Origin of the sequence: Pantoea sp. B566, from assembly GCF_024793925.1 — a bacterium.
GTDB lineage: Bacteria > Pseudomonadota > Gammaproteobacteria > Enterobacterales > Enterobacteriaceae > Pantoea > Pantoea ananatis.
The window spans coordinates 996,691-1,014,083 of the sequence record NZ_JANUQL010000003.1; the positions used below are offsets into that span (position 1 = coordinate 996,691).

The 17,393-nt window shown below is 55.2% G+C and carries 19 protein-coding genes and 1 other annotated feature; of the genes, 16 read left to right on the plus strand and 3 right to left on the minus strand.

Annotated features, from left to right (window positions below; genetic code table 11):
• The first annotated feature begins 33 nt into the window (after positions 1-33).
• Complete coding sequence (ygbI, locus tag NYE92_RS06395) at positions 34-804, plus strand: DNA-binding transcriptional repressor YgbI (RefSeq protein WP_022623379.1); 771 nt, start codon at positions 34-36, stop codon at positions 802-804.
• Positions 805-854: 50 nt separating this feature from the next.
• On the opposite strand, the gene NYE92_RS06400 is transcribed toward ygbI, so the two are convergent.
• Together NYE92_RS06400 and NYE92_RS06405 are read right to left on the minus strand one after the other, a co-directional pair.
• The gene (locus NYE92_RS06400; protein ID WP_013026340.1) at positions 855-2,213 is read right to left on the minus strand and encodes an APC family permease; all 1,359 of its coding nucleotides are present in this window, start codon (positions 2,211-2,213) and stop codon (positions 855-857) included.
• Between the two features lie 372 nt (positions 2,214-2,585).
• A complete protein-coding gene (locus tag NYE92_RS06405) occupies positions 2,586-4,001 on the minus strand; it encodes a glutamine synthetase family protein (RefSeq protein ID WP_015699960.1) in 1,416 nt (471 codons plus the stop codon).
• A gap of 212 nt (positions 4,002-4,213) precedes the next feature.
• Here NYE92_RS06405 and puuD point away from each other — a divergent pair, with 212 nt between their 5' ends.
• From puuD to NYE92_RS06420, 3 genes are read left to right on the plus strand one after another with little or no spacing between them, the layout of a single operon-like run.
• Entirely contained in the window at positions 4,214-4,975 is a 762-nt protein-coding gene (gene puuD, locus NYE92_RS06410; protein ID WP_013026342.1) for a gamma-glutamyl-gamma-aminobutyrate hydrolase, read from the plus strand.
• Complete coding sequence (gene puuR, locus NYE92_RS06415; protein WP_110015410.1) at positions 4,972-5,529, plus strand: HTH-type transcriptional regulator PuuR; 558 nt, start codon at positions 4,972-4,974, stop codon at positions 5,527-5,529. Before puuD ends, puuR begins: the two co-directional genes overlap by 4 nt.
• A 27-nt stretch (positions 5,530-5,556) precedes the next feature.
• Positions 5,557-6,834 (plus strand): FAD-binding oxidoreductase, encoded by a 1,278-nt coding sequence (locus NYE92_RS06420; protein WP_013026344.1) that lies wholly within the window; start codon positions 5,557-5,559, stop codon positions 6,832-6,834.
• Between the two features lie 33 nt (positions 6,835-6,867).
• Here NYE92_RS06420 and NYE92_RS06425 read toward each other — a convergent pair whose 3' ends face one another.
• Positions 6,868-7,695: an SDR family oxidoreductase gene (locus NYE92_RS06425; RefSeq protein WP_110015411.1), complete on the minus strand. Its 828-nt coding sequence runs from the start codon at positions 7,693-7,695 to the stop codon at positions 6,868-6,870.
• A 179-nt stretch (positions 7,696-7,874) separates the two neighbouring features.
• On the opposite strand from NYE92_RS06425, the gene hisL reads away from it, so the two are divergent.
• The 12 genes from hisL to NYE92_RS06485 all read left to right on the plus strand — a co-directional run bounded on the left by hisL (position 7,875) and on the right by NYE92_RS06485 (position 17,333).
• On the plus strand, positions 7,875-7,922 hold the full coding sequence (gene hisL, locus NYE92_RS06430; RefSeq protein WP_100396937.1) for a his operon leader peptide: 48 nt from the start codon (positions 7,875-7,877) through the stop codon (positions 7,920-7,922).
• Positions 7,898-8,018 (plus strand) — a sequence feature (His leader region). (Overlaps the previous gene by 25 nt.)
• 52 nt (positions 8,019-8,070) lie before the next feature.
• A complete protein-coding gene (gene hisG / locus NYE92_RS06435) occupies positions 8,071-8,970 on the plus strand; it encodes an ATP phosphoribosyltransferase (RefSeq protein WP_013026346.1) in 900 nt (299 codons plus the stop codon).
• A 3-nt stretch (positions 8,971-8,973) separates the two neighbouring features.
• Positions 8,974-10,281, plus strand: a complete 1,308-nt coding sequence (gene hisD, locus NYE92_RS06440) for a histidinol dehydrogenase (protein WP_110015412.1) — start codon at positions 8,974-8,976, stop codon at positions 10,279-10,281.
• Entirely contained in the window at positions 10,278-11,348 is a 1,071-nt protein-coding gene (gene hisC, locus NYE92_RS06445; protein ID WP_013026348.1) for a histidinol-phosphate transaminase, read from the plus strand. Before hisD ends, hisC begins: the two co-directional genes overlap by 4 nt.
• 2 nt (positions 11,349-11,350) lie before the next feature.
• A complete protein-coding gene (gene hisB / locus NYE92_RS06450; protein WP_014594058.1) occupies positions 11,351-12,418 on the plus strand; it encodes a bifunctional histidinol-phosphatase/imidazoleglycerol-phosphate dehydratase HisB in 1,068 nt (355 codons plus the stop codon).
• Complete coding sequence (gene hisH, locus NYE92_RS06455) at positions 12,418-13,008, plus strand: imidazole glycerol phosphate synthase subunit HisH (RefSeq protein ID WP_014594059.1); 591 nt, start codon at positions 12,418-12,420, stop codon at positions 13,006-13,008. The genes hisB and hisH overlap by 1 nt, the downstream gene beginning before the upstream one ends.
• On the plus strand, positions 13,008-13,745 hold the full coding sequence (gene hisA, locus NYE92_RS06460) for a 1-(5-phosphoribosyl)-5-[(5-phosphoribosylamino)methylideneamino]imidazole-4-carboxamide isomerase (protein WP_014594060.1): 738 nt from the start codon (positions 13,008-13,010) through the stop codon (positions 13,743-13,745). The genes hisH and hisA overlap by 1 nt, the downstream gene beginning before the upstream one ends.
• The gene (gene hisF, locus NYE92_RS06465) at positions 13,727-14,503 is read left to right on the plus strand and encodes an imidazole glycerol phosphate synthase subunit HisF (protein ID WP_259018761.1); all 777 of its coding nucleotides are present in this window, start codon (positions 13,727-13,729) and stop codon (positions 14,501-14,503) included. The genes hisA and hisF overlap by 19 nt, the downstream gene beginning before the upstream one ends.
• Complete coding sequence (hisIE, locus tag NYE92_RS06470; protein WP_013026354.1) at positions 14,497-15,108, plus strand: bifunctional phosphoribosyl-AMP cyclohydrolase/phosphoribosyl-ATP diphosphatase HisIE; 612 nt, start codon at positions 14,497-14,499, stop codon at positions 15,106-15,108. The genes hisF and hisIE overlap by 7 nt, the downstream gene beginning before the upstream one ends.
• Before the next feature lie 113 nt (positions 15,109-15,221).
• A complete protein-coding gene (locus NYE92_RS06475) occupies positions 15,222-16,538 on the plus strand; it encodes a type II toxin-antitoxin system HipA family toxin (protein ID WP_014605470.1) in 1,317 nt (438 codons plus the stop codon).
• On the plus strand, positions 16,535-16,870 hold the full coding sequence (locus NYE92_RS06480) for a helix-turn-helix domain-containing protein (RefSeq protein ID WP_014594063.1): 336 nt from the start codon (positions 16,535-16,537) through the stop codon (positions 16,868-16,870). Before NYE92_RS06475 ends, NYE92_RS06480 begins: the two co-directional genes overlap by 4 nt.
• Positions 16,857-17,333 (plus strand): YbaK/prolyl-tRNA synthetase associated domain-containing protein, encoded by a 477-nt coding sequence (locus NYE92_RS06485; protein ID WP_014605469.1) that lies wholly within the window; start codon positions 16,857-16,859, stop codon positions 17,331-17,333. Before NYE92_RS06480 ends, NYE92_RS06485 begins: the two co-directional genes overlap by 14 nt.
• The last annotated feature ends 60 nt before the right edge of the window (positions 17,334-17,393 follow it).

Consider the following 17,393-nt stretch of genomic DNA (forward strand, 5'->3'; position numbering starts at 1 on the left):
TACAATGTGAAAAAATGATAAAACGAGGTGGTTATGATTCCGGTTGAGCGTCATCAACAGATTCTGGCTCTGGTGGCAGAGCGCGGCGTAATGAGCATTAACGAGCTTACGGAGCGTTTTGGCGTGTCACATATGACCATTCGCCGGGATGTGCAAAAGCTGGAAGAACAGGGCGCGGTACTCTCGGTGTCGGGCGGTGTTCGTTCCGCTAACAGGCTGGCGAGCGAGCCCTCACATCTGACCAAAACGGCCCTGTTCAATGAAGAAAAAAAAGCCATTGGCAAGTTAGCCGCTCAGCTTATTCCGCCTGACAGCTGCATCTATCTGGATGCCGGCACCACCACGCTGGCGCTGGCGCGGGAAATTGCCGATCGGGAGGATCTGCTGGTCGTCACTAATGATTTTATGGTGACCAATCTGCTGATGGAGGCGAGTCGTTGTCGGGTGATTCACACCGGCGGTACGGTGTGCCGGGATAACCGCTCCTGCATTGGCGATGCGGCGGCACGCCACCTGCGTCAACTTGCGATAGATATCGCTTTTGTGTCCACCTCAAGCTGGGGGCTGCGCGGATTGTTTACACCGGATGAAGACAAGGTGGCGGTTAAACAGGCCGTGTGCGAGGTCAGCAGCAAACGCATCCTGCTCAGCGACAGCTCTAAGTACGATAAAATCGCGACGTGGCTGGCCTTACCATTGGAGAAGTTTGATGTGATCGTGACGGATGATCAATTGAATACCGCAGGACGAAATGCGTTACAGGCAGGAAGTTGGGAACTGATGATGGCCGGAAAAAACGAATAAGAACAGCCCTGCTCTGTCCCGTTATTGGGCACAGAGCAGGACCAGGGGGATTACACTTCTTCGCTAAACTGGGGAACCGGATTGCGGAAACTGCGGGTCACAAAGGCCAGGTAGAGAATACCAATGGCGGCCCAGATCAAGCCCAGAACCATCGAGCTCTGCTCCAGGTTAACCCACAGCGCACCAACGGTCAGCGCGCCCAGCATCGGCAGAACCAGATACTGGAAGTGATCTTTCAGGGTTTTGTTACGTTTTTCACGTACCCAGTACTGCGCAATCACCGACAGGTTAACGAAGGTAAACGCCACCAGCGCACCAAAGTTAATCAGCGCAGTCGCGGTAACCAGATCGAAGTTGATGGCCATCAGCGCGACGGCACCGACCAGAATCACGTTCAGTGACGGCGTGCGCCATTTCGGATGGATATAGCCGAAGAAACGCTCCGGGAATACGCCATCACGGCCCATTACGTACATCAGACGCGATACGCCCGCGTGCGCCGCCATGCCGGAAGCCAGTACGGTGACCACGGAGAAGATCAGGATACCGACCTGCAACGCTTTGCCCGCGACGTAGAGCATGATCTCCGGCTGTGAGGAGTCCGGCTCTTTAAAGCGCGAGATGTCTGGGAAGTACAGCTGCAGGAAGTAGGAGGCCACGATAAACATCAGGCCACCAATCAGCGCGGTCAGGAAAATCGCACGCGGAATGGTACGTTCTGCATCTTTCGTTTCTTCCGACAGCGAACTGATGCCGTCAAAACCCAGGAAAGAGAAACACAGGATGGTCGCTCCCGTAATCATCGGCACCACGTGGGCGTTTTCCGACCAGAACGGTTTGCTGCTTACCACTGTTCCTGCACCTTCACCGTGCGCCACACCGTAGATCACCATGGCAGTAATACCGACCATCACCACAACCTGCAGGATCACGATCACGCTGTTGAAGTTGGCGACGGTTTTGATTCCCTTAAGGTTGGAGAGCGTCATAAAGCCCACCAGCAGCACCACGAAAATCCACGAGGGGATACCTGGTACCAGGGTTTCAAAATAGTTTTTTGCCAGCAGGATGTTGATCATCGGCATGAACAGGTAGTCCAGCAGCGATGACCAGCCCACCATAAAACCGACGTGCGGACTGATTGCCTTTTGAGCGTAGGTATAAGCGGAGCCCGCAGATGGGAAGCGGCGTACCAGCTTACCGTAACTCACGGCAGTGAACAGAATCGCAATCAGGGCGAAAGCATAGGCGGTGGCAACGTGACCATCGGTCAGGCCCGACACAATACCAAAGGTATCGAACAGGGTCATAGGCTGCATGTAGGCTAAGCCCATCATGACGACCGGAAGTAAAGTCAGCGTTTTTTTCAGTTGGGCACGTTGTGGTGCAGCAGAGGTATTAAGCGACATGCTTCAGTCCTCCTTGCGCAGCAACCTGACTGGGTTGATTCACAAGGATACTGCGCATTAAGCGACAGGGAGTAAGGTTTGCGGCAGCGGCGCCGTAGTCATCACGAAAACGTGTACCAGCCTGCGCTGGCAGTGTGTTAAACAACCCCATCTTTACATCCTCAATCTCACGCGGGTGCGTGTTTTCAGTGTTTATCTATCCGGGTACGCGCCCGGCCTCGTTTGTGTCAGTGAAAATTCACTCTGTTGTAACATGCAAAAAAATAACCGACGCGGTGAGCGTCGGTTATGTTCTGAATTTGCAGGAGGCGTATTTTGCCCCAACCCAACGCATTATTTCAAGACGTTGTCGCAGAGAATGCAAAAAATTAATCAGGCATTCTTTAACATCCAGTCGATTTCTGTGGCAGTGATTAACCTTTCAAACTGCATTAGCTCATAATTTTTACAGCTAAACCACACTTTGGCAAATTTCTCACCCAGTAATTTTTGTAAAGGATAGCTGCTTTCAAACTCGGTAAGGGCATCACTTTGACGGATGGGTAACGCTAACCCTTCCGCCTCGTGACCATTGCCTTTAACCGGCTGCGGCAAAGGCAGTTGCGTATCCAGACCGTGCAACATGCCAGCTAAAATCGCGGACATCACCAGATAGGGGTTAGCATCCGCTCCCGCCACTCGATACTCGATTCGGCGGCTTTCAAGATCCCCACAGGGAATGCGCAACGCCACCGTGCGGTTGTTATGGCCCCACGAGGCCTGCAACGGCACGTACGCCTCCGGGACAAAACGGCGGAAGGCATTGACGTTAGGGGCTAGCAACGCCATGGAGGCCGGCATTAAATCGATCATACCGGCCAGGGTTCGCTTCAGCAGCGGAGAGTCGCTGCCGTCGTCGCAGGCAAAGGCGTTGTGATCGGCCGCGTCCAGCATACTGATGTGTACGTGCATCCCACTGCCCGCATAGTCTTCATAGGGCTTCGCCATAAAGGTAGCGGTCATACCGTGATTCTCAGCCACCTGCCGGATAAGGCGCTTAAGCTGAATGGCATGATCGCAGGCGCTCAGGACATCCCGGGTGTGATGCAGGTTAATTTCAAACTGCCCCGGTGACGCTTCCGCCAGCGCGCCGTCGGCAGGAATGCCCTGCAGGCGGGCCAGGGTATCGATATCCCGTAAGACTTCAGAGAAGTGATCAAGATTGTCCAGGGAATAGACCTGGCTCTGCATATTGCGATCGTCGCTGCCCGGTGCGCAGGGCGGCTGAATAAAACCTTCCGCGTCGCGCTTTTTATCGACCAGATAGAACTCCAGCTCTACCGCTACCACCGGAAACAGTCCACGGTTACGCAGCTGTTGCCACAGCCGGTTCAGGACATTTCGGGGTTCAACGTCAAAGGGAGTGCCATCTTGGTTGCACATGGTTAGCAGCAGTTGTGCAATGTGTTGCGGATCGGCGGCGGAGGGAACGAGCGTGCCGGGAACAGGAAGGCAAAGATTATCGGGCTCACCGAGGGATTGTCCCAGTCCGGCCTCTTCAACGGTGTTGCCAAGAATATCCATGGCAAAGACCGAGGCGGGAAAGTAGCAGCCCTTTTCCAGCTTAGCCAGCGCGGAGACGGGAATACGCTTACCGCGAAAAACACCATTTAAATCATTAAGTAAAATATCAACGTACTGGGTTTCAGGGTGGCGCTCCAGCCAGTTTTTAACCTCTTGCTGGAACGCGCTGGTTCGTCTCTCTTCACTGTGCAACGTGAAGTCTTCTACTTCTACCAGGTTAGTCATGATTTCATCCGCCTTTAACCACAAAATGGGAGTGCGTAATGCTCAAAAAAACCGCCACACCTCTAACATAGCGCTAACACAAAAAGTGTGCAAATGTAACAAATCTGTTTGAAGATCCGGCAGTGGGTTGCTAGATTGACAAAATATTGCACACTTAACCATCAGATATGCCCTTTTCGTCAAATATTTCGAACAGCTGTTGAGGGGGAAAGATGGGCATTATTTTTGACAAGCCGTTGATCGGCGTAGTGATGTGTCAGACGCATCATCACGGGCATCCGGTTCAGTCGGTGCACAATAAATATCTTGATGCCGTCGTTACCGCCGGTGGCGTGCCGCTTGCGCTGCCTCATCAGCTTATGGCTGCCCCTCATCTATCAGAAAACGCTATGGCTGCGCTGGACGGAATTTTACTGACCGGCAGCCCCAGCAACCTTGAACCCTGGCTGTATGGTGAAGCAGGCGAAGAACCCGACGCGGATGTCGGACGGGACAGGCTGGCCTTTAATCTGATCACACACGCCGTGGGTAAGCAACTCCCGCTCTTTGGCATCTGCCGCGGCATGCAGGAGCTGGTGGTAGCCAACGGCGGCGCACTTTACCGTCATCTTAATCAGCATCCACAGTTTCAGCGCCATCACGACGATGACGCTGCCCCGCTGTCGCAACAGTACGCACCTGCCCATGATGTGAATATTGAACCCGGAGGGCTACTGGCCGCGCTGCTCGGCCCGGCGCCGTTAATCGTGAATTCCGTTCATCATCAGGGGATACGCGAAACCGGGCCACAGCTGCGCATTGAAGCCCGGGCGCCAGATGGCCTGATTGAGGCGGTCAGCCTCAGCCGGCATCCTTTTGCGTTGGCAGTACAGTGGCATCCCGAGTGGCAGTTGAAACCCGCAACGCCGTCCTTTGCGCTGTTTAACGGCTTTATTCAGGCCGCGCGTCATTATCAACGGGAAAAGCAGCAATGAATGATGCGAATCAGGCTCCCGGACGTCGGCTGTCGCAAATTCGCCAGGCGATGGGATTATCTCAACGGCGCGTCGCTGAACTGGCTGGCCTGACGCACAGTGCCATCAGCACCATTGAGCAGGACAAGGTCAGCCCGGCGGTCAGCACGCTACAAAAACTGTTGAAAGTTTATGGTCTGTCACTGTCGGAATTTTTCTCCGAACCTCACAGCCAGGATGCGCCCAACGTGGTTGTCCGGCCCGAGGATCTGCTGGAGATCGGCAGCCGGGGCGTTTCACTGAAGCTGATTGATAACGGCACCCCAAAGCGCGCCCTGGGCATGCTGCTGGAGACCTATCTTCCCGGTGCCAGTACCGGGGAAAAACTGCACCACGCGGGCGAAGAAACCGGTACGCTGCTGGAAGGTCAGATCGTTCTGGAGATAAACGGCCAGCAATTTCACCTGTCTGCCGGTGAGAGTTACGTCATTGATACGGGCCTGCCGCACAGCTTTACCAACTTTGCCGATGTGCCCTGCCGCATCGTCAGTGCCCATACGCCCGCCAATTTTTGATGGGGGCCGTCTGCCAAGGAGCTAAATATGAATTATGTGGAAAATTACTACACCGCAACAATGAATCCACATGCGCCCTGGCCAGTATTACAGGAAAGCATTCAGTGTGACGTCTGCATTATCGGCGCGGGCTTTACTGGCCTGTCAGCCGGTTTGTTTTTAACCGAGGCGGGCTATGATGTGGTACTGCTTGAAGCCGCACGGGTCGGTTTTGGTGCCAGCGGTCGCAACGGCGGACAGGCAGTGAACTCCTACAGCCGGGATGTAGATGTGATTGAACAGCGTTATGGCAAAGACACCGCGAAAATGCTGGGCAGCATGATGTTTGAAGGCGGGGATATTATCCGCGATCGTATCGATCGTTATGCGATCGCCTGCGACTACCGCCCGGGTGGCATTTTTGCCGCCTTTAATTCTCGTCAGATGGCGCATCTGGCGAAACAAAAAGCTGCCTGGGCGCGCTATGGCAATCATGAGCTGGAACTGCTGGACGAACGGGGCATTCGGCGGGAAGTCGCGACAGAACGCTATGTCGGCGGATTACTCGACAAACGTGGTGCGCATCTGCATCCACTGAATCTGGCGCTGGGCGAAGCCGAAGCGATTCGTCGTCACGGCGGACGCATTTATGAGCATTCTGCTGCGTTAAGCGTTGACTATGGTGCGCCAAACCGGGTGAAAACAGCACAAGGTGAAGTGCGTGCCACTTTTCTGATCTTCGCGGGTAACGCCTATTTACCTTCGGAGCTGGAACCACGCCTGAGCCGGAAAAGCATGCCGTGCGGCTCGCAGATTATCGCGACCGAACCGCTGTCGCGCGATCGGGCGCTTGCGCTGTTACCCAATAACTATTCGGTCGAGGACTGTAACTATCTGCTGGATTATTTCCGCCTGACCGCAGATAACCGCCTGCTATACGGCGGCGGCGTCGTTTACGGCGCGCGGGAACCTGGCGACGTGGAGAAAATGATCCGTCCCAAGATGCTGCGCACCTTTCCGCAGTTGCACAACGTAAAAATTGATTTCGCCTGGAGCGGCAATTTTTTGCTGACGCTGTCGCGCATGCCGCAGTTTGGTCGGCTGGAAAACAACGTTTATTTTATGCAGGGCGACAGCGGTCACGGCGTCACCTGTACTCACCTTTCCGGCAAGCTTATCAGCGAAGTGCTGCGCGGCGATGCGGAGCGCTTCGACGCCTTTGCGAAGCTTCCGCATCTGCCCTTCCCTGGCGGACGGCGGTTTAAAGTGCCACTGACGGCGATGGGCGCCGCATGGTATGCGCTGCGCGACAGGCTCGGCGTGTAAATACCGGGTTGCGCGTGCAGGGCAGCGCCAGCGTTATTCCAGCGGCATTTTTTGGGGATCGTCGTAGCGGTACTCAAAACCCAGCTCATGACAGATACGCGAACCGTCTATCAGCTTACCGCTGTCGTCACTCGCCTCGGCGGCGAAAGTCGGCGGCGTCATGCCGAGCTGGCGTGACACGCCGGGATAAAAGTGCGCGCGGGACGGATGTTTCAGAGAGCACAGGTTAAAGGTCCGGCCGCCCCTGGGCGTTTGCAGCAGCAGCATGATCGCTTCCACCACATCATCAAGGTGAACCAGATTGACCCCGTGGGAACCGTTGGGTAGCGCCTGCTTACCGGCCAAAAAACGTCCCGGATGACGCTTAGGCCCCACCAGCCCCGCCAGACGCAGAACATCCACGCTGGTACCGGGCAGATCGTGCAGCCAGTTTTCCAGATCCACCAGCGTTTTGCCCGCTGTAGTTTCCGGCTGCAGCAGGCTTTTTTCCGTTTTGATCCCCGAACTGCCGCCGTACACGGAGGTTGAGCTGGTGAAAATAATGCGCGGTACGCTATGGGCCAACGCCGTGTCTACCACGTTTTGTACCCCCTGGACGTAGGCGTCCCCGCCCTCTGCCGTGCGACTGGCGGGTAAGGTAACGACCAGGGCGTCAACGTCGAACAGCACATCCAGATCTTCAGCATCGCAGATAAGGTCGGGCGTCAGTTCCAGTTGAAACGCGTCTAACCCGCAGCGACGGGCCGCTTCAACGCCATCCGGCGTGGTTTTGCTGCCGGTCACCTGCCAGCCTCGGGCGCTCAACGCCATGGCTAACGGCATGCCCAGCCAACCCAGTCCTACTATTGCGACCTTTTTCATGTTGTCTCCTGCTGCAGACTCAAAGATTCTTCCATCTTAAGCTCCCCCTGAGTTGCAAACCAGTTCAAAGTGTTTCGGCGCTTTGCGAATATCAACATTAAAAAAGAGTTGCCAATTTCAACTATCTTCGTTAGGTTAATTCCACACAAATGAATAAGATTTCATTAATCGAGAATTTTATGACACGCGTTCAGTTCAACCATCATCACCACCATCACCCTGACTAGTCTTTCAGGCGATGTGTGCTGGAAGACGTCTAGGATCTTCCAGTGGTGCGAACGCAAGAGAACCCCCGGAAGATCGTCTTCCGGGGGTTTTTTTATGGGCTGACGCAAATCAATCATTCAGGACAGGTCAATCAAGGGGACAGGAACAATGTTAGACAATAGCCGTTTACGCATAGCTATGCAGAAATCAGGTCGATTAAGCGATGATTCACGCGAGCTCCTGGCGCGCTGTGGTATCAAAATTAATCTTCAGCAACAGCGTCTGATCGCCTTTGCGGAAAATATGCCTATTGATATCCTGCGGGTGCGCGATGACGATATTCCGGGACTGGTGATGGACGGCGTAGTGGATCTGGGCATTATCGGCGAGAACGTGCTGGAAGAAGAGATGCTGGACCGCCGCGCGCAGGGCGAAGACCCGCGTTACTTCACGCTACGTCGCCTGGATTTTGGCGGCTGCCGCCTGTCGCTGGCAATGCCGGTTGATGACGAATATACCGGCCCACAGTGCCTGAATAACGCCCGTATCGCCACCTCCTATCCTCACCTGTTAAAGCAGTACCTCGACAAGCAAGGCATCAATTTTAAATCCTGTTTATTAAACGGCTCGGTCGAAGTGGCCCCGCGTGCCGGTCTGGCCGACGCCATCTGTGATCTGGTGTCCACCGGCGCGACGCTGGAAGCGAACGGCCTGCGCGAAGTCGAAGTCATCTATCGCTCGAAAGCCGTGCTGATTCAGCGCGACGGCGAGATGCCAGCGGCCAAGCAGGAGCTGATTGATAAAATGATGACCCGTATTCAGGGCGTGATTAAAGCGCGCGAATCCAAATACATCATGCTGCACGCGCCGAGTGAGCGTCTGGAAGACGTGATCAGCCTGTTGCCTGGCGCCGAGCGCCCTACCGTTCTGCCGCTGGCGGGCGATGTCAGCCGCGTGGCGATGCACATGGTAAGCAGTGAAACGCTGTTCTGGGAAACCATGGAAAAACTCAAAGCGCTGGGTGCCAGTTCAATTCTGGTGTTGCCAATCGAAAAAATGCTGGAGTAAACGATGAGCAGAATCATGACGCCCGTGAACTGGGAAGCCTGCAGCAGCGAGGCGCAGCAGGCGCTGTTGGCACGCCCTGCGCTCGCCTCGTCTGAGAGCATCAGCCAGATCGTGCGCGATGTGTTGGTCAGAGTGAAAGAGGAAGGCGATGCGGCTTTACGAGAATTCAGCGCGCGCTTTGACAAGATTGAAACAGACGACCTGCGCGTTACGCCACAGCAGATGCAGGCGGCCAGCGATCGCCTTGGTGACGAGCTGAAACAGGCGATGGCCGTGGCCATTGGCAATATTGAAACCTTTCACCGTGCGCAGATCCTGCCGCCGGTGGATGTGGAAACGCAGCCCGGCGTGCGCTGTCAGCAAATTACGCGCCCGATGAAATCGGTGGGCTTGTATATTCCGGGCGGTTCTGCCCCGCTGTTTTCTACCGTTCTAATGCTGGCTACCCCGGCGCGGATTGCGGGCTGTGGTCGCGTGGTACTGTGCTCGCCCCCGCCGATTGCTGATGAAATTCTCTACGCGGCCAAACTTTGCGGTGTGGAAGAAGTGTTCCAGGTGGGTGGATCACAGGCGATTGCCGCCCTGGCCTTTGGCACCGAAAGCATCCCTAAGGTAGATAAAATTTTTGGTCCGGGCAACGCGTGGGTTACCGAAGCCAAACGTCAGGTCAGCCAGTGCCTTGATGGCGCGGCGATTGATATGCCCGCTGGCCCGTCGGAAGTGCTGGTGATTGCCGATGAAGGTGCCACACCGGCCTTCGTTGCCTCTGATCTGCTGTCGCAGGCGGAACACGGCCCTGACTCGCAGGTGATTTTACTGACGCCTTCGCTGGCGCTGGCCGAGCGCGTCGCCGAGGCGGTGGAGGATCAGCTGGCCCAGTTGCCACGTGCGGCGACAGCCCGCCAGGCACTGGAAAGCAGCCGCCTGATCGTCGCCCGGGATATGCAGCAATGCATTGCGATCTCCAACCGCTATGGTCCGGAGCACCTGATTCTGCAAACCCGCACGCCACGGGATCTGGTGGAACAGATTACCAGCGCCGGTTCGGTTTTCCTGGGCGACTGGTCACCGGAATCCGCAGGAGATTATGCTTCGGGCACCAACCACGTGCTGCCGACCTATGGCTACACCGCGACATGCTCCAGCCTGGGCCTGGCCGACTTTCAGAAACGCATGACGGTACAGGAGCTGACGCCGCAGGGCTTCCTGAACCTGGCGGCGACCATCGAAACCCTGGCGGCCGCTGAACAGCTGCACGCCCACAAAAATGCCGTCACGTTGCGCGTTGCCGCACTCAAGGAGCAAGCATGAGTCAGGAAATTGAACAGCTGGCACGCGCCAACGTGCGTGCGCTGACGCCCTATCAGTCAGCTCGCCGCCTGGGGGGCAATGGCGATGTCTGGCTGAATGCCAACGAATTCCCGCTGCCGGTGCCCTTCGAGCTGTCGCAGCAAACCCTGAATCGCTACCCGGAGTGCCAGCCGAAACAGGTTATCACCCGCTATGCGGCCTATGCCGGGCTTACGCCAGAGCAGGTACTGGTCAGCCGTGGCGCAGATGAAGGCATTGAGCTGCTGATGCGTGCCTTCTGCGAGCCGGGCAAAGATGCCATTCTTTTCTGCCCGCCGACCTACGGCATGTACAGCGTCAGTGCCGAAACCATCGGCATTGAATACCGTACCGTTCCGGCGCGGGAAGACTGGCAGTTAAACCTGCCCGCCATCGCCGAACAGCTGGACGGCGTGAAAGTCGTTTATATGTGCAGCCCGAATAATCCCACCGGTAATCTGATCGACCAGGACGCTATCCGTCAGCTGCTGGCTATGACCGCCGGAAAAGCCCTGGTGGTGGCGGATGAAGCCTATATTGAATTCTGTCCCGAGGCGACGCTGGCGGGCTGGTTAAAGGATTACCCGCACCTGGTGATCCTGCGTACGTTATCAAAAGCCTTCGCGCTAGCGGGCCTGCGCTGTGGCTTTACGCTGGCCAATAAGACGGTTATCGATCTGCTGATGAAAGTTATTGCGCCCTATCCGCTTGCCACCCCGGTCGCCGACGTGGCAGGCCAGGCACTGAGCGAAGAAGGCATTGCCCTGATGCGTCAGCACGTAGCCGAGCTGAATGCCAATCGCAGCTGGCTGTTTGAACAGTTACCGCGGATTCGCGCGGTCGAGCAGGTATTTCCCAGCGAAACCAACTATATTTTGGTGCGCTTTACTGACTCGCCCAGGGTATTTAAAACCTTGTGGGATCAGGGCATTATTTTGCGTGACCAAAACAAGAACCCCGGCCTTGCAGGCTGTCTGCGTATCTCTGTAGGAACCCGAACAGAGTGCGAGCGCCTGATCGCCGCGCTGCAAGCCTTATCTCTGGAGTAAGCATGAGTCAGAAGACCCTTTTTATTGACCGCGACGGCACGATTATCTCTGAACCTCCGCAGGATTTTCAGGTAGATCGGATGGATAAGCTGGCGTTCGAACCTGATGTTGTCCCCGCCTTACTGGCATTACAGGACGCGGGCTATCAGCTGGTCATGATCACCAATCAGGACGGCCTGGGCACGGACAGTTTTCCTCAGGCCGATTTTGATGGCCCGCATAATCTGATGATGCAGATTCTGGCTTCCCAGGGCATTCGCTTTAGCGATATTTTGATCTGTCCCCATAAGCCAGAAGATGACTGCGACTGCCGCAAGCCAAAAACCAAAATGGTGGAAGCCTGGCTGGCAGAGGGCGCTCTCGACACGGCTCAGAGCTATGTGATTGGCGACCGTCAGACCGATATTCAGCTGGCCGAGAATATGGGCATTCAGGGTATTCGCTATGGTGCAGAAGGTCAGGACTGGAAGGCCATTCAGCAGCAGCTGACGCAACGCGATCGTTACGCACTGGTGCAGCGCAACACCAAAGAAACCCAGGTTCGCGTTGAACTGTGGCTGGATCGCGAAGGCGGCAGCAAGATTAACACCGGTGTGGGCTTCTTTGACCACATGCTGGATCAGATTGCGGTGCACGGCGGCTTTCGCATGAATATCGAAGTGAAAGGCGATCTGTATATCGACGACCACCACACGGTTGAAGATACCGGTCTGGCGCTGGGCGAGGCATTGCTGAAAGCCCTGGGCGACAAGCGCGGCATTGGCCGTTTTGGTTTTGTGCTGCCAATGGACGAGTGCCTGGCGCGCTGCGCGCTGGATATCTCTGGTCGTCCACATATCGAATTCAAAGCCGAATTCAGCTACCAGCGCGTGGGCGACCTCAGCACGGAGATGGTGGAACATTTCTTCAGTTCGCTGTCCTACGCCATGATGAGTACCCTGCATCTCAAGACGAAAGGTAAAAACGACCATCACCGCGTAGAGAGCTTGTTCAAAGCCTTTGGCCGCACGCTGCGCCAGGCCATTCGCGTTGAGGGAAATACCCTGCCGAGCTCGAAAGGAGTGCTCTGATGAACGTGGTGATCCTGGATACGGGCTGTGCCAACCTGTCGTCGGTAAAATGGGCTGTTGAGCGTCTGGGCTACGCGCCGGAAGTCAGCCGTCATCCTGACGTGGTGCTGCGCGCCGATAAGCTGTTTTTGCCGGGCGTGGGCACCGCGCAGGCCGCGATGAACCAGCTGCAGGAGCGCGAGCTGATTGAGCTGGTCAAGGCCTGTACGCAACCGGTATTGGGTATTTGTCTGGGTATGCAACTGCTGGGCAGCCACAGTGAAGAGAACGGTGGCGTGCCGACGCTGGGCATTATCGACCATCCTGTCTCGCTGATGGATACACAGGGATTACCGCTTCCCCACATGGGCTGGAACCAGATTACCGCTCAGGCGGGCAATCATCTGTTTCGCGGCATCGACGAAGGCAGCTATTTCTATTTCGTCCACAGCTATGCCATGCCGGTGAATGCCAGCACGATTGCCCAGTGCCACTATGGCCAGGCCTTTACCGCCGCAGTGCAGAAAGATAACTTCTTTGGCGTGCAGTTCCACCCGGAACGCTCTGGCAAAGTGGGCGCACAGTTGCTGAAAAACTTCCTGGAGATGTGATGATTATCCCCGCTTTAGATTTAATCGATGGCAAGGTCGTGCGCCTCCATCAGGGTGATTATGCGCAACAGCGTGATTACGGCAGCGATCCGCTGCCCCGGTTGCAGGACTACGCCGGCCAGGGGGCAACGGTATTGCACCTTGTTGATCTGACCGGTGCCAAAGATCCGGCTAAACGCCAGATTGCCTTACTGAAGAAGCTGCTCAACGGCGTTGAGGCGGTCGTGCAGGTTGGCGGCGGTATCCGTAACCGGGATGACGTAAAAGCGTTGCTGGATGCCGGTGCCAGCCGGGTGGTGGTCGGTTCGACTGCCGTCAAACAGCCTGAGGAAGTCAAAGCCTGGTTTAACGAATTTGGTCCGGACGCCATCGTGCTGGCGCTGGACGTCCGCATTGATGCGGCGAACCGCAAAGAGGTCGCCATCAGCGGCTGGCAGGAAGCGTCCGGTATCACGCTGGAAGAGGTCATCGAACAGTTTCAGCCCGTTGGCCTGAAGCATGTTCTGTGCACAGATATTTCCCGTGACGGTACGCTCAGCGGTTCTAACGTCGACCTGTATAAAGAAGTGACCGCACGTTTTCCGCAGATCGCGTTTCAGTCTTCGGGCGGTATTGGTGAACTCAGTGATATTGCCGCCTTACGCGGTAGCGGCGTTCAGGGCGTGATTGTCGGACGTGCGCTGCTGGAAGGCAAATTTACAGTTTCGGAGGCAATAGCATGCTGGCAAAACGGATAATTCCCTGTCTTGATGTACGCGATGGTCAGGTGGTTAAGGGCGTTCAGTTTCGCAACCATGAAATTATTGGCGACATCGTGCCGCTGGCGCAGCGATATGCGGAAGAAGGTGCCGATGAACTGGTGTTTTATGATATCACCGCCTCTTCGGACGACCGCGTCGTAGACAAAAGCTGGGTTTCACGCGTGGCGGAGGTTATCGACATTCCTTTCTGTGTGGCCGGCGGCATTAAAACCCCGGAAGATGCGGCCCAGATTCTGGAGTTTGGCGCGGATAAAATCTCCATTAACTCCCCTGCTCTGGCCGATCCTTCGTTGATTACCCGCCTGGCTGACCGCTTTGGCGTGCAGTGCATTGTGGTGGGCATTGATACCTGGTTCGATGATGCCAGCGGTAAATATCACGTTAACCAGTATACGGGCGATGAATCCCGGACGCGCGTCACCCAATGGGAAACGCTGGACTGGGTACAGGAAGTGCAAAAGCTGGGCGCAGGCGAAATTGTCCTGAATATGATGAATCAGGACGGCGTACGCAACGGCTATGACCTGGTGCAGCTCAAGAAAGTCCGTGACGTGTGCAAGGTGCCGCTGATTGCTTCTGGCGGAGCCGGTACCATGGCCCACTTCCTTGAGGCCTTTGAGCAGGCCAACGTTGACGGAGCCCTTGCGGCCTCGGTGTTTCACAAACAGATTATTAATATCGGCGAGCTGAAACGCTTTCTGATCGACAACGGTGTGGAGATTCGCGCGTGTTAACTGAACAACAGCTGTCCCGGTTAGACTGGGAAAAGACCCAAGGCATGATGCCGGTTATCGTCCAGCACAACGTGTCGGGTGAAGTTCTGATGCACGGTTATATGAATCAGGATGCGCTGAATAAAACCCTGCAGGACGGTAACGTGACGTTTTTCTCACGCACCAAAAACCGCTTGTGGACCAAGGGGGAAACCTCAGGCCACTTTTTGCAGGTCGTCAGCATCACGCCGGACTGCGACAACGACACGTTGCTGGTGCTGGCGAACCCGATTGGCCCAACCTGCCACTTAGGCACCTCCAGCTGCTTCTCGCCTGCTGCACCGGACTGGACGTTCCTTTATCAGCTGGAACAACTGCTGGCCTCGCGCAAAAGTGCCGATCCGGACAGCTCTTACACCGCGAAACTCTATGCCAGCGGCACCAAGCGCATCGCGCAGAAAGTCGGTGAAGAAGGCGTTGAAACCGCACTGGCGGCGACGGTGAACGATCGCGAAGAGCTGACTAACGAAGCCTCGGATCTGATCTATCATCTGCTGGTTCTGCTACAGGACCAGGATTTAGATCTCAGCACGATCATCAGTAATCTGCGCGCCCGTCATAAATAACGGTGCAATATACTGCTCAGAATTCCACTTTTATGCGGATTCTGAGCAGTATCCTTCTCAAAAAATTAATTAAACGCTATTATTGAGCATAATGTTGCTCAACAGGAGTTGTCATGCTCACACTCCAGCTGTTTATTAAGGGCCGCTGGCATGATGCTGCCCAGCTCAATATCCAACATCCCCACCAGGGACGTGAAAGTCCCGCTTTACTCGCCTATAACTTTGACTACGCTGTTGAATATCTTGATCGGAATGATTATGCCAGCTGCAGTCTGAATTACCCGGTCATGCTTATTGGCAGCTATGCGGCTCGTCCGTGGTTTACCTTTCTGGATGACATTATGCCTGCAGGTGCCAGTAGACGTTACTGGATTCAGCAGCTTGGGTTACAGGGAAAGTCTGCCGCTGAGCAGGATTTCTGGTTGCTGAAATCTGGCACAATTGCACCAGTGGGAAACCAGCGCATCAAAGAGTCGATACCCGCGTTACCCGCGCAAAGTCAGCTACGTGACCGACGTTTTCCGTCTGAATGGGCCATCGAACGTGACAGTGATTTTCTGGCGTACGCTCAGCAAATGGGTGCAGCCAGCGGTGGAGCGACCGGGGCTGGCGGTGAAGCGCCAAAACTCTTATTGCGCTATACGCCACAGGATGAGGTATGGATAGATACTTGGCAGGATGATGTACACAATCAGGATGTGCATTATCTGGTGAAGTATCCGCGCGGTGCGCGCAGCGCGATCGATTGCGACATACTTCGCGCCGAATACCACTACTATCATGAATTAGCGTCGATGGGTTTCGACACCATTCCCTGTGAAAAAATGAAGTTGTGTGAAGGTAGCCGTTATCCTTCCTTATGGTTACCCCGCTTTGATGTGTCTTACATCGCGGGCGAAAAAGTGATGTATGGTCTGGAATCTGTCTATTCAATAATGCGAAAACCGCCAGGCAGCTATCTCAATCATTTTGAGGTAATTAGCACGCTGATTACACACCTTAATCCTGACAGACGCGCGCAAGAGGCGTTCGTCATTGAGTGGGTAAAACGTGACATGCTGAATATTGCGTTTGGCAATTCTGATAATCATGGTCGTAACAGCGCGATTCTGAAAAAGGATACCGGCATGTGGCTTGCACCCATCTATGATTTTGCGCCGATGAAAGCGGATCCTGAAGGCGTGGTACGCACGACGCAATGGGGGGCGCCTTTTGAGGAGGGGGGACAATATCAATGGCAACAGATTGCTGCCGCATTGGATGACCTGGTGCCATCGGACAGATTACTGGCTGAGCTGGCCGTACTGGCCCGACAGCTTATCGGACTCAAAGAGCGTCTGCTTCAGCGAGGTATACCAGCATCAATTCTGACTATGCCGGCTCTTGGCTTTGATTATCTGGATCAGCGTATTGAAGGCTGGCAACTATGAAGAAAACGCTGTCACCGTTTGAACGTGAGGCAATGCTGCTAAACCTTCTTCAGCAGTTTCTTGAAGAAAAATTGTCACAGGGTGAACTCCTGATGCAGCTTCGCAAAAACGTGCTGGGATTTTCACAGGAACGCTATGCAGCGCTGGCAGGGATTAGCCGCCGGACACTATCAGATATCGAGCAGGACAGAGAAAATACGACCCTGAGTACGCTCAACCGGGCCTTAAGACCGCTGGGTCTGAAAACTGGCGTGCTACCGCGTCAACCACATATGCTGCAGACACTGATGCTGCAACTCACTGCTCAGGAAGAGAACCGTGACTACTCATGAAAAATTAATTGCCCTACTCGACCAAAATCGCGCACGTTATCGCCTGATGCAGCACGAAGCGACCGGCAAATGTGAAGCGGTGGCAACGATTCGTGGCACGGAAATCGGTCAGGGTGCAAAGGCGTTGGTGTGCCATGTGAAAGGCAATGGGATCAAACAGCATGTTCTGGCGGTACTGCCCGCCGACCAGCAGGCCGATCTCAGTAAAGTGGCCTTAGCGGTGGGAGGACGTCGGGCATCCCTTGCCTCGCCTGCGGAGGTCGATGCGCTGACGGGCTGTGTATTTGGTGCGATTCCCCCGTTCAGTTTTCATCCTGATTTGCTGCCGATAGTCGATCCGCTGCTGTTTGAACGTTACGATGAGATTGCGTTTAATGCGGGCGTGCTGGACCACTCAGTGATCCTGAACATCAAGGATTACCGTGCACTTTGTGGGGCTAACACTGTGAAAATCATCCTCTAATTGCCATCATCCCGGTCGAAAGGTACTCTGCGTAATACAACATTACGACAACAGAAGATC